This window comes from Marinobacter sp. B-21 (assembly GCF_056857895.1).
Genome location: NZ_JBSXNZ010000051.1, coordinates 44,725 through 56,301, shown reverse-complemented (window position 1 = coordinate 56,301; position 11,577 = coordinate 44,725). Strand labels below are relative to the sequence as shown.

Below are 11,577 nucleotides of genomic sequence, written 5' to 3'. Positions count from 1 at the left end.
GGGAGGAAAGCGCAGTTGAGTTGGGATAGAATTGGACATGGGCGAACCTTGTTTAGCTTCTTCCGAAGCGTTATTGGTGTAACTCCCATTATATCAATGGGTTGAGCAAGGTTCGCCTTTTTTTATGAATAATTCGGGTTAGTGAGTCGAGAGGGTTAGATGCTTATACTAATGGCGTTCGTTATCCACTTGCCCGCTTCAATAGACACGCATCGATAACTCCATTAAAGGAGAACACCGACGCCAGCGATCAAGACCGGCAAGAAAACGGAGCGATACACCGCCGAGCTCAAAGTCGAAGCTGTTGAATGGAGCCACCGGGCCAACCGAAAGCCCAGCAAACGGGCTTCCGAGAACGCTGATTTGTTGCTTCAGATACGGCGAACCTTCAACGGAAGTGAAGGCCGTTATGGCAGCCCGTCACCTACATCAAGATGGGCCGGAAGAATGTCTTTCTTGCGGTCGTACTCGACCTATTCTCGCGTCGCATTCTGGGATGACAACTGGAAACCAGCCTGAACAGTGATTTATCGCGCGGCGCTTTCAGTCCATGGCGGTCTGGGTTTTCTCGTTAATGAATCGTGCGTCATACGGGCAGGCCTGCACGCTGCAGGCACAGTCCACACAGGCCTCGTTGTTTACTACAACGAGGCCGTCCTCTCGCTGGTAGGTAGCCTGTACTGGGCACACCGGTACGCAGGGAGCGCTTAGTTCTCGATGTGGCAGGATATGGTACAGGCCTGGCAGCCAATGCAATGGCGCAGGTCGATCAGCATGGCATAGCGCTTCCAGCTGTCACCGTCCTCGGCTCAGGGCTTTTTGCTGCCCATGATGCTTTCCATTTCTCCGGGCCGGGGCGCACCCTGCTTCATCTTCACGTCGCCGGCACTGTCACGGTAGTAAGTGCTGGGTGTGGCACTCAGGCCGAGGCCAGACATCAGCTGGTTGTTGGCTTGCACTCGCTTGGCATTGGCGCTGACGATCTGGCGGTCCACCGCAATGCCGCCGTCGCTGTAACTTTCGTGATTTTCAGCCAACGCCGCACTTGGGTTTTCTGATCCTATGATAGTAGCGGCCTTAGGCAAGCTGTCCTCTTTCAGGATGCCCACCATGATATGGCGCAGTTGTACCCGGCCGGCATCAATCCAGGGCTCAGCGGCCTGCCGGAACCGGTGACAAAAGGGGCAGTTGGGGTCGGTGAAGGTGTATACCACCACCGGAGCATCGGGACTGCCATCAAGTACCCAGTCAGCGTCCTCCAATTGGCTCCAGGCTTTTTCGTTCTGCGGCCCAAGTACCAGCTCCTGAATCTTTGACTCGGTTAGGTTTTCGCCCTTGGCGTCGAGCATGGGGCCGACAATTACGTGGCCCTTGTCTTCAGTCAGGTAAAAAGCCACAGCACGTCCCTGCATGTTACCGACATAGCCCTTCATGCCGCTGGGGGCATCAAATTCGCCATCGATCGATACACCGCGATCTATCAACTGCTGTACTGCCGGCGGATAGCTTTGAGCCCATACCGGCAGGCTCAGACTGACGGTTACGAGGGTCACGGTCAGCAAGGTGGGTTTCAATACGACGTTCACAGTTTTCATTAGCAGTCTCCGAGTCGGGTTAGTGTCAATCAAAGCGTTCAAGGTTATGGGCCAGCGAGGCGGCAGACAGCTCGCCCAGATGAGCGTTCACCTGCCGCCCTTGGGCATCGTAGAAAAGGCTGGTCGGCAAGGCTTGGCTGCCGGTAGTACGACCGAGGCTGGAGCGGGTATCCGTTAACACATTGTTCAGGGTCAGGTTGTGCTGGTTTAAGAAATGCACAATGGTTTCGGGCTGTTCGCCCTGGTTAACAAAGACAAAGGTTATATCAGGGTTGTCTTTTTGGGCTTGCTCCAGCACCGGCATCTCACGGATGCAAGGCGGGCACCAACTGGCCCAGAGGTTCACCACCATGGGTTTACCATCAGCTACTTGCGACAGTGTGGTCGATCTGCCATCCAACTGCACAAAGGGCGAGTCCGGCACCTCCCGGGACTGGCTCTCCATCAGGATAATCAGCAGCGAAACCGTGCCCCAGGTCAATAGGCCAGCGGCGACCGCACTGCCAAGCGGGCAGCGGAGCGAAGGGCGACGCCAGAGTTTCCAACTGAGAATGACGAGTGCACCGGCAAGCCCGGTGATCATGTCAAAGCCACCGTCCCGAATATCGATTACCCCTAAAAGGTCGCTCTGGTAATGGTCGAAATAGCGGATAACAAAGCCGATGCGCGCCGCCAGCATCGCCGCTAAAAAGATGTCCGACAGCGGTCCGGCGATGGGAATGCGACTTTTGCGGCCGACCGCCGCACCCACAAACAAGGAGATGGTAAACGCAATAATCAGCAGTGCCTGGCCCAAGGGCAAAGCGAGTGGTCCAACGTTAACACTTAACATGGAATTTCCTTCAGGATTCGCGTGCCTGGACCAGGCGGTCCAGGAATACGTTGGCAGATACTTCCCCGGTGGTGCGTTGCGCCCGGTACTCCCGGCCATCCGGCCCGATGATAAGGATGGTGGGCGGCCCAACCACTTGCAGGTGCTTCATTAACGCCTGATCCAGGGTGTCGTTGGCGGTCACGTCGGCGCGCAGCAGTTGCATGTCTGACAGTGCGGTGATCACTGCGGCATTACCGAACACTTCTTCTTCGATGACTTTGCATGACACACACCAGTCAGCGTAGAAGTCGACCAGCGTCCATCGGCCCTTTGCGCCGGCCTCAGCAAGCGCCTGGTCCAGATCGGCCACCGATTTGAAACCGTCGAAGGCTGCATGCTGCTTTTTGCTGGCCGCGCTGGCGTTACCTTCGGCAACCACCCCATTCAGCGGTTGCCAGGGCTGGCTGCCACCAGCCGCCGCGCCGACCATCATCAAGGCGCCCCAGAACGTGACTATCGCCCCAGCACTGGCGGCTAGTGTACGCAGCGGTACGGTTCCATATGCAGCGCGGGGGATGTGCCATAGCGAAAGGCCCAGGGCGATAGTTAACGCACCCCAAAGCGCCAGGACCAGAGCCTCATCCAGAATACGTTCGAGGAAGTACACAGTGGTGCCAAGCAGAATGAAGCCAAACACCGCCTTGACCCCATTCATCCATCCACCCGGTTTGGGCAGTAACCCGGAACCAATGGTCGCCAAGGTTATCAACGGAGTGCCCATGCCCAGACCCAGCGACAACAGAGCCAAGCCGCCAAGCGCGGCATCGCCTGTGTCCGCAATGTAGATCAACGCGCCGGCGAGCGGAGCGGTCATGCACGGGCTGGCCATCAGCGCGGCAACCACACCCATGACTCCGGCACTGGCCAGACTGCCACCCTCCTGACGGTTGTTGGCCCGGGCCAGATGGTCGCGCAGAAAAGCCGGCAGTTGCAGTTCATAAAGGCCAAACATCGATAGCGCGAGCATCACGAACACCACCGCGATGGAGACAATAAACACCGGTGCCTGAAGTATTGCTTGAAGGTTGGCGCCGGCTAGCGCTGCGGCGACCCCGAGCATTGAGTAGGTAACCGCCATGGCAATCACGTAGACACTTGACAGCACAAAGGCCCTGCCTTGGCTCGCGTGTTGGCCTACGATCACAGTGGACAATATCGGAATCATCGGCAGCACACACGGGGTGAACACCAGCAGCAGCCCCAGTCCGAAGAACACCGCCAGATTCCAGACCAGACTACTGGTGGCCAGTTGCCGGGTCAGCGACTGATCACCGGCCAGTTCGTCACTGGCCGGCGCGGCGCTGCCCGGCTCCGGTGCACCCTCGGCTGATGGCGCAGGGCCCATGCCCGGGTTCTCTATCGGGCTACCGTTGAAATCCACGACGGCCGATTGCGGCGGATAACAAAGACCGGCATCGGCACAGCCCTGCCAGGTAAGACTGAGTGCGCTGGCGTCGCCGGAATTGATCAGGATCTCGGCCCGATTGTAGAACACCTCCGACTCGCCGAAGAATTCGTCGCGAATAACAGTGCCCGTGGGATAACGGATGTCTTCAAGGTTGCCGTCGGCGCCTTCAATTGTCAGGCGTTTGCGGTAAAGGTAGTATTCCGGCGCGATCTCCCAGAGCAGGGTCAGCGTGCCATCCCCATTCTGCTCAAGCTGGTACTTGAAGGCTTCCTGTGGCGGCAGGAAGTCATCGCCGCCGCCCAAGAGTGACTGACCGGCTGCCGGCCAGCTGGTTGCTAAAGCCATGAGAACGGATAAGATCGGTGTCCAGAGTCGAATTGCTCGCACGCACTACTCCCCTTTGTTCAGGTGATGAATCGTGTGATCCTAGTGCAGTAGTCTGTGGTGGCTGGATTAAGTCAGCATTAACGAACGCCGGAGTCGAAACGGAGGAAAGTAGACACCTTGCACGCACTACTGGTAGAAGACGACGATCTGGTAGCCTCCGGTCTTGAGGCCGGTCTGGAGCTACATCATTGCACCGTCGACCGGGTTCGCACTGCCCGGGAAGCCCGGGCCGTCCTGGCACAGTTTGAGTGTGATGTGGTGATTCTGGATCTGGGTCTTCCGGATGGCGACGGCATGGGGCTTTTGTCAGCCTGGCGCCAGCAGGGAGTGACCACACCGATTCTGATTCTGACCGCCCGGGATGCGGTCGAAGACCGGGTACATGGATTGAAAGCGGGCGCAGACGATTACGTGCTCAAGCCCTTTGAGCTGGACGAGCTGGCTGCGCGCCTCAACGCGTTGGTGCGTCGTGCGGCGGGGCGAGCGGTGTCAGAGATTTGCCATGGCGAGCTTCAGGTCTACCCCGATTCTGGCAAAGTGCTGCTCGGGGGAGTGCCCGTATTGCTGTCACGCCGTGAACTGGCGTTGCTGGGCAAACTCATTAATTCCCGTGGGGCAGTGTTGTCGGAAGAGCAGCTCAAAGATGGTCTCTACGGCATGGACACAAGTGTCGAGAGCAACGCCCTGAATGTCCACATCCACCATCTGCGACGAAAACTCTACCGTGATGTGGTGATTACCGAGCGCGGCCTTGGCTACCGGCTGGGGCCGCCACCTGCTCAGCCGAAGGAAATCACATCATGAGCCTTCAGCGCCGCCTACTCTGGTCCCTCGGCAGTGCGTTCCTTATGCTTTGGCTATCAGTAGCGATGCTAATGTACCTGCACCTCGACAAGCAGGTATCGCAAACACTGGATCAGCGTCTTGCAGCCTCGGCCACGATGGTGGCGGGCCTCATCACCCGGCAACCGGAGATGCTGCTTTCCTCCCAAAACAACCCGCTCCTGGTGTCGCCAGAGGCAGAAGGCGTTGCCTGCCAGATCCAGGCGGCTAGCGGAGAGGTACTGTTGCAGACGAAAGGCGTGCAGGGTCAATTGCTGCAGGATGCGGGCCCCGGCTTCAGTACCCGCAACATAAATGATCAGCAGTGGCGACTCTATACGCTTAAGCAGAATGGTACGTTCATTACCACTGCCGACCGGATGTCTGAGCGGGAATCGCTGGCAAACAGCATCATTCTGGTGATGGTGGTCCCGTTCACCCTGGCCTTGACTGGCGGATTGGCAGTGCTCTGGTGGGGCGTGCGCGGAGGGCTCAGACCGTTGCAGGCCCTGCAGGATCAGTTGCGCCGGCGCACCCCCGAGAATCTCAATCCGGTCCGGGTCGATGACGCCCCAGCCGAACTGACTCCGGTTGTGGACACACTGAACGGTCTTTTCCGGCGTGTGGAGAGTGCCGTGCTCTGGGAACAACGTTTTGCTAACAATGCCGCCCACGAATTTCGCACGCCCCTGACCGGCATCAAAACGCATCTGCAGGTGGCCAGCCGAGTAACCGGTGAACGCCAGCAACAGGCGCTGAACAATGCGGAAAAAGGTGTGGCGCGACTACAGACAGTGACCGAGCAACTCCTGTTGCTGTCGCGCATGGAACGCCAGTGGGGCGCCTCTGAAGGAACATGCCGGGCGGCCGATGTAGTCGATGTTTTACTGGAGGATTTGCCGGATCAGGAGCGACTTAGGGTTGAGAACCGCTGCCCGGATGGACGGATCGCATTACCCCAGGCACTGGCAGTTGTGGTGCTTCGCAATCTGGTCGATAACGCATTGAAGCATTCAGCCTCAGCGTGTGAACTGGTACTTGACTGCTCAGCGGACGAACACGGTACCATTGCACCAACGGTGAAGATATTAGTCCACGATACAGGCGTAGACGAGTTCGCACGGCGCAAATCCGGAATTGGCCGCTCCAAGCTGGAGAGTCACGGACTAGGGCTGGCAATTGTCGACATGATCGTGAGCCAGTGCGGCGGCTCCCTTTTGTCCAGTTATAATCAGGTTGGCGGGATGGACTGGCTGTTGCGATTGCCACTAGCCTCCAAAACCGCAGCAACTTGAACCACTGTACTATATGTAGCGCGCCTCGAGCTCACGAATACGGCTCTGTTTTGGGGATGTTTACACCCTCCATTACCAGACGGCGGTGTTGCCTGCATGGCCTCACAAGTACAAGCCAAAGGCCGAAGCCGCCTTGCTGCTGGTTGGGCGCTGGATCCGGCCTGGTTGAGATACCGGAGTTTCTTCTCCATGGTTACGTTAAAAGTGCCATGGCCCAGATGCCAATGGAAAAGCAACGGAGACTACCAGCATAGGCGATACGATAAAACCGATTACCGTGCTCAAGAACAGCGCCTTGATGTAATCGTCTTCAATCCAACAGGGAATAACTTCCCAGCACTACCAAGCTGATTCGATCCACTATCATTGCCGCTATCGTCGCGCTGGTTCTGCTGGCAACCGTGGTCATGCCCGCCGAATACGCCCTGGACCCAACCGGCGCAGGTCGCCTTTTGGGCCTGCGAGATCAAGGAACAGCTCGCTGAAGCAGCGGCTGACGAGGCTGCTCAGATGGTTGCGGTGCAAACCTCGGTTGATCAGGCAGCCCCGGAGGTCAAAGAACCTGTCGTGGCTGCATCCGTTGAGGAGCCGGCCCCCTCAACTAAAGCAGAGGTTGCGTCTGCCGAGTCAGAGCCTGCGCCTGAATCAGAATTTGCGGAACCGCAGTGGCAGGATGAAGTGCGCGTGGTTCTCACACCCGGAGAAGGCACCGAATTCAAACTCACCATGGAGGAAGGTGCTACAGCCCGGTTCTCCTGGGTGCCAGAAGGTGGTCCGATCAACTTCGATACCCATTGTGATGGAGGCGGGCAGTCAATTTCCTATGAAAAGGGCCGGGGGGTGCCGGAAGACGAAGGCGAGCTGGAGGCTGCCTTTACTGGCAATCACGGCTGGTTCTTTCGCAATCGAGACGACAACGATATCACTCTGGTACTTCGTACCGGAGGAGACTACGGGCAGTTGAAGAAGATGTTGTGATTAACTATCAGATACATGTAACGACATCCTGTCCCGTGCGCTCACAGGGCCGGATCTCTCTTGAGCAGTTAATGGTGCTTGGCTACTCATCCACCGGTGTAGCTCCCAAGCTTGTACCCACCGCCGTGGGAGGCTAGGAACATGGTTGCAATCAGGTGCGTCTGAATGTTCGCTTTGCGACCTTCCGGCTACAACAGTATCCGTACGCTTGCTGCCAGGCTGAGCTGCTACCAGGCATTCTCTGGTGCTCTGCTGGCGTACATGCCGCTGGAATTGAAGGTGAGGGGGAAGAGCACGACGCAGAGCCATCAGACGCCGATTTTAAAGATGCAGACAAGGGGCCAGCGGACGGTTCCTCTGTCGTATCAAAGCTGCAAAGGGGCCTCGAACCTGCGACGTCAGCATCCCGATGACATTAAACGAGTGGTCCTGCATGGGCCACTCGTCTCGCGTGCTGCATGTTTATTTTTGGTTGCGGAGGGATGCTGCTGGGGTGAGAGGCAGGGTCCTAGTCAGACCACATGGTAACGAACTATGGTTTGGTCTAACCTGCTGATTAATTAAACGGAGTTGCAACGTGTTGGAGTTCTGGCTGACTCTTGTTCAAGCCATCAGCAAGGAAGCGGAGAAGTAGCCTTGAAAACTAACTATGTACTGATCGACTTCGAAAATGTGCAGCCGAAAAACCTCGAGCTGCTAAAGGGCCATGGCTTTAAAGTCCTTGTTTTCGTGGGCTCTAAGCAGGTGAAGATTTCGTTCGATCTCGCTTGTGCAATGCAATCTCTAGGCCCTGATGCCGAATACGTAAAAATTGAGGGCAATGGGCCGAATGCTCTGGACTTCCATATCGCGTTCTACATTGGGAACATCGCGGCAAAAGATCCCGATTGCTACTTCCATGTCATTTCAAAGGACACCGGCTTTGATCCGCTGATCAAACACCTGAAAACCAGGAAAATCTACGCTCAGCGAGAAAAGGATATCTCCGAAATCCCACTTCTCAAGATCGCAAACTCCAAATCTATGGCAGAGCGTATTGATGCCATCGTTGAATTTCTTAAAGCCCGAGGATCGGCCAAGCCAAGGGCCGTTAAAACGCTATCTAATTCAGTGAACTCCCTATTCATGAAGAGGCTCGAAGAAGAGGAGTTGGCGAAGATTATTGATGAGCTCATTCGCCAGAAGATCGTCATTACGAATGGTTCCAAGGTCAGTTACCAGTTACCCGGCAAGCCTTAACGGCTGCTCCGTGGCTTTATAGAGCTGCGCTAAATTTTGAACGAAGTGGTGTTATTAATGTTGAAAGTGGCTGTTATGGTGGGGTTGATCTTTACCCTTTACGGGTGCGCATACAGCATCAAAGACGTAGATGTGAGCGGCAAGGAGCCAAGCTGTATCAGGGAGTGCGCAATGAGTTATTCGACGTGCGTTTCTCAGGGCAACCAGGTTGGCTTCAAAACCGAAACATTGCGAGCATGCAGGGAGTCATACGTTGTTTGCACCAATACCTGCCCAGCCCAGTAGTCGTTAACAAAGCGCGTCTTTCGAATGCCTTTTGCCGGTACGCGCCTAAAGCCGCAGCTGCTGGCAATAGCCTCTAAATCAAAAAACAATTGAACAGGAGATAATGTTTGCTGTACTTGATCGCAGTAGTGATGGGGTACTTCGTCGGAACGAATGCTCTGGTTGAAAAACAGGCAAAGAGATTCGTTGGCGCAGATTATGCGAATCCCGCGATGAGTATGTTGTCGTCACTTGGTGCTTTCGGCGGATGGTTTTGTATTTTGCCCGCTGCGTATTTTATTGGCTCTGATTATGGGAACGGATTTCTCGACGGACTCTTCTTCGTGCTTGCTTCGATTGGAGGGGCAGTGCTCTCCGGATTTCTTCAAATTCCAGGTTTGAACTACCTTCTTAGCGTAGTCACCATATTCGTTAATATTGCCCTTGCCTTTGTTGTATATTCAATGACTTAAGTTGAAACCCCAATAGCCGCAATCTACACCACATTCGCTATCTTAATTTTGGTGCGGCCGCCTTCCCGTCTGGGGATTAAGTGCTGTAATGGCTGACTTCAAAAGATGTCACTGTTTGGGCTTCTGTAGGCTTTTTTAGGTCTGTGCCAAGCTGTATTCGTAAAAAGGAAAGACGATGAAGAAAGAGATAGTCATGATGGTTTCCGTCTTAGCGGTTGGGGGCGGAGGGTACCTGCTAGGTTCACAGCATGAAGAAAATCAATCCGCTGTCTCCTCTGGGTCAGCAGACCTTGCTTCTGCACAAGAAGGCAACCTCCTCCGTCTTGTTGATGCAGGCGGGACAGTGCGACCGTTATCGAACTCAAAGACCTGGGGGAAAACGTCTTTCGATGACACTACTCTCCAACTCAACTACCAGACAGCTGTCAGACCAGAGTTCCTGAGGGTTGGGCGGAACACCCCAAATGGAACTAGGTTCCTAGCCAAGTTCCCTGGGTCTGCCGTTAATTTGCCGCTGAAGTTCAGTGACAGTTTCGAGGGCTTCAACAAGTGGGGCGAGCTTAATCAGGGCTACTACGTCCAAATTGCGGAACATGATTTCGACAGCGACGATGTGCCTGAAATCGTTGTTGCTGTTGGAAATGGCTTGCTCGACATGGCTGTGAATGTTGTTAAATATCATGCGCCTCAGTCTTCTAGTAATGCCGCCCGTGCAGAGAATTGGGAGTTGATCGGTTCATTTTCGGGCCAACAAAAGGCATATCTTGGACATGACACCATCGAGTTACCATTCGGATCACAGGGCCTTTTTCGAGAATATACCTGGGTAAAACGTAAATTCGTCAGGACCAACTAGGCTCTTTTGTTCCGAGAAAAGCTGGGTTTGAAGTGTCTTAGGATCAAAATATAAGGGAAATAATGAAAATTTTATCCGTAGTGTTGACCGCTTGGTTCTCAATTGCTTTTAGTGGTGCTGCGTTCGCTGATGGCAACGACTTACTCAACGATTGCAGTGTGCTGGAGGTGCCTAGCGAGGACGCGACATTAAATTTTGAGTATGGACTCTCGCTCGGTACTTGTACGGGAATGATGCAGGGGCTGACTAACCTGAATAAGATTTATGAGGCTTTGTTGGGCGATGGCGCTTTATTTTGTACCCCTGAGCAGGGCGTCACTAATGGTGAGGCTGCAAAGATCGTTTTGAAATACTTGAAAGACAACCCTCAAAAACTGGGTCAACACGAAGTTGAGCTTGCAGTTCAGGCCTTTAGAGAGGCGTTTCCTTGTAAATAAGCTTCGGTGCAATACCTGTGTGAATCCCTCCAATCGTGTCCTATTTCAGGTGCTCTTCGACAATCGGGACTTGGAATTCCGGCGAAGATGCAGGTCAGGTGGAAACGCAAAACCCAAGATGAAATCGCTGGACTTTTCAGTTTATGAACGATTACTACGTTTACGTCTACATCGACCCTCGGAATTTCGAAGAGTTTTACTACGGAAAGGGTAAAGGTTCCCGGAAAAACGCGCACCTGGGTGAGACCTCAGATACGGAAAAGTCGAGACGAATAAAAGCTATTAGGAAAGAGGGGCTGGAGCCGGTTGTTCGCGTTATCGCTCGAAATCTGTCTGAGCACGACGCGCTTCTGGTTGAAAAAACGCTCCTATGGAAACTGGGAAAGCATCTCACCAATATTTCCTCCGGGCACTACGCCAGTAACTTCCGGCCACACGATGCCTTGCACAAAAAGCTGTCCGGGTTTGATTTCCAGAACGGGCTCTATTACTACAATGTCGGCGAGGGAACTCATCGGAATTGGGATGACTATTTGAGATTTGGCTTCATTTCCGGAGGGCAGGCTTCTCGGTTTCGTGACGCAATGCTGGGTTTCGAGAAGGGAGACATTTTCGCTGCTTATCTGAAGAGGCATGGTTTTGTGGGAATCGGCCGGATAACACAGAAGGCAAAGCCAGTTCGAGAGGTCTATGTTGACGGCAGGCCCCTCCTGCAGCAGGAGTTGAAGTGTCCCCAGATTGCTGAAAACAGTGATGATCCGGACAAGTCGGAATATGCGTGTCTGGTTGATTGGATTTCGATAAGAAAACGGTCTGACGCCTACTGGAAGGCGCGAAGCGGACTCTTTACGTCGCAGCTGGTTCGGGCTTCATTGGATGCGCAGCCTCTGACCGTTGCCTGTTTGGAAGAGGAGTTCTCAGTGGATTTCCAGGAGCTGTTGATTTAAAC

At 54.6% G+C, this 11,577-nt stretch carries 11 protein-coding genes and 2 pseudogenes; 9 read left to right on the top strand and 4 right to left on the bottom strand.

The annotated features are described in order from the left end of the window. Window positions 1–543: 543 nt before the first annotated feature. The 4 genes from AC13C0_RS04320 to dsbD all read right to left on the bottom strand — a co-directional run bounded on the left by AC13C0_RS04320 (window position 544) and on the right by dsbD (window position 4,222). A complete protein-coding gene (locus AC13C0_RS04320) occupies window positions 544–690 on the bottom strand; it encodes a 4Fe-4S dicluster domain-containing protein (RefSeq protein WP_482954010.1) in 147 nt (48 codons plus the stop codon). 119 nt (window positions 691–809) lie between these two features. Further along, window positions 810–1,595: a thiol:disulfide interchange protein DsbG gene (gene dsbG / locus AC13C0_RS04315; RefSeq protein WP_482954009.1), complete on the bottom strand. Its 786-nt coding sequence runs from the start codon at window positions 1,593–1,595 to the stop codon at window positions 810–812. A 25-nt stretch (window positions 1,596–1,620) separates the two neighbouring features. Further along, a complete protein-coding gene (locus AC13C0_RS04310) occupies window positions 1,621–2,427 on the bottom strand; it encodes a redoxin family protein (protein ID WP_482954008.1) in 807 nt (268 codons plus the stop codon). 10 nt (window positions 2,428–2,437) lie between these two features. Continuing rightward, the gene (gene dsbD, locus AC13C0_RS04305) at window positions 2,438–4,222 is read right to left on the bottom strand and encodes a protein-disulfide reductase DsbD (RefSeq protein ID WP_482954007.1); all 1,785 of its coding nucleotides are present in this window, start codon (window positions 4,220–4,222) and stop codon (window positions 2,438–2,440) included. A gap of 159 nt (window positions 4,223–4,381) precedes the next feature. Here dsbD and AC13C0_RS04300 point away from each other — a divergent pair, with 159 nt between their 5' ends. The 9 genes and pseudogenes from AC13C0_RS04300 (at window position 4,382) to AC13C0_RS04260 (ending at window position 11,575) form a co-directional block, all read left to right on the top strand. Then, a complete protein-coding gene (locus tag AC13C0_RS04300; protein WP_482954006.1) occupies window positions 4,382–5,068 on the top strand; it encodes a response regulator in 687 nt (228 codons plus the stop codon). Further along, window positions 5,065–6,381: a sensor histidine kinase gene (locus AC13C0_RS04295; protein ID WP_482954005.1), complete on the top strand. Its 1,317-nt coding sequence runs from the start codon at window positions 5,065–5,067 to the stop codon at window positions 6,379–6,381. Before AC13C0_RS04300 ends, AC13C0_RS04295 begins: the two co-directional genes overlap by 4 nt. 347 nt (window positions 6,382–6,728) lie before the next feature. Next, window positions 6,729–7,359: pseudogene (locus tag AC13C0_RS04290) on the top strand (hypothetical protein). A gap of 168 nt (window positions 7,360–7,527) precedes the next feature. Next, window positions 7,528–7,680: pseudogene (locus tag AC13C0_RS04285) on the top strand (recombination directionality factor); the annotation flags it as partial. 315 nt (window positions 7,681–7,995) lie between these two features. Further along, complete coding sequence (locus AC13C0_RS04280; RefSeq protein ID WP_482954004.1) at window positions 7,996–8,598, top strand: PIN domain-containing protein; 603 nt, start codon at window positions 7,996–7,998, stop codon at window positions 8,596–8,598. Window positions 8,599–8,990: 392 nt separating this feature from the next. Next, window positions 8,991–9,335 (top strand): hypothetical protein, encoded by a 345-nt coding sequence (locus tag AC13C0_RS04275; RefSeq protein ID WP_482954003.1) that lies wholly within the window; start codon window positions 8,991–8,993, stop codon window positions 9,333–9,335. A 175-nt stretch (window positions 9,336–9,510) separates the two neighbouring features. Next, window positions 9,511–10,191, top strand: a complete 681-nt coding sequence (locus AC13C0_RS04270; RefSeq protein ID WP_482954002.1) for a hypothetical protein — start codon at window positions 9,511–9,513, stop codon at window positions 10,189–10,191. Window positions 10,192–10,253: 62 nt separating this feature from the next. Next, the gene (locus tag AC13C0_RS04265) at window positions 10,254–10,628 is read left to right on the top strand and encodes a Rap1a/Tai family immunity protein (protein ID WP_482954001.1); all 375 of its coding nucleotides are present in this window, start codon (window positions 10,254–10,256) and stop codon (window positions 10,626–10,628) included. Between the two features lie 143 nt (window positions 10,629–10,771). Beyond that, a complete protein-coding gene (locus AC13C0_RS04260; RefSeq protein WP_482954000.1) occupies window positions 10,772–11,575 on the top strand; it encodes an LEM-3-like GIY-YIG domain-containing protein in 804 nt (267 codons plus the stop codon). Window positions 11,576–11,577 lie beyond the last annotated feature (2 nt).

Bases quoted from the DNA above. Each gene is read 5' to 3' on its own strand.
- dsbG (WP_482954009.1), bottom strand. From the start codon at position 1,595: ATGAAAACTGTGAACGTCGTATTGAAACCCACCTTGCTGACCGTGACC.
- AC13C0_RS04310 (WP_482954008.1), bottom strand. From the start codon at position 2,427: ATGTTAAGTGTTAACGTTGGACCACTCGCTTTGCCCTTGGGCCAGGCA.
- dsbD (WP_482954007.1), bottom strand. From the start codon at position 4,222: ATGGCTTTAGCAACCAGCTGGCCGGCAGCCGGTCAGTCACTCTTGGGC.
- AC13C0_RS04295 (WP_482954005.1), top strand. From the start codon at position 5,065: ATGAGCCTTCAGCGCCGCCTACTCTGGTCCCTCGGCAGTGCGTTCCTT.
- AC13C0_RS04270 (WP_482954002.1), top strand. From the start codon at position 9,511: ATGAAGAAAGAGATAGTCATGATGGTTTCCGTCTTAGCGGTTGGGGGC.
- AC13C0_RS04265 (WP_482954001.1), top strand. From the start codon at position 10,254: ATGAAAATTTTATCCGTAGTGTTGACCGCTTGGTTCTCAATTGCTTTT.
- AC13C0_RS04260 (WP_482954000.1), top strand. From the start codon at position 10,772: ATGAACGATTACTACGTTTACGTCTACATCGACCCTCGGAATTTCGAA.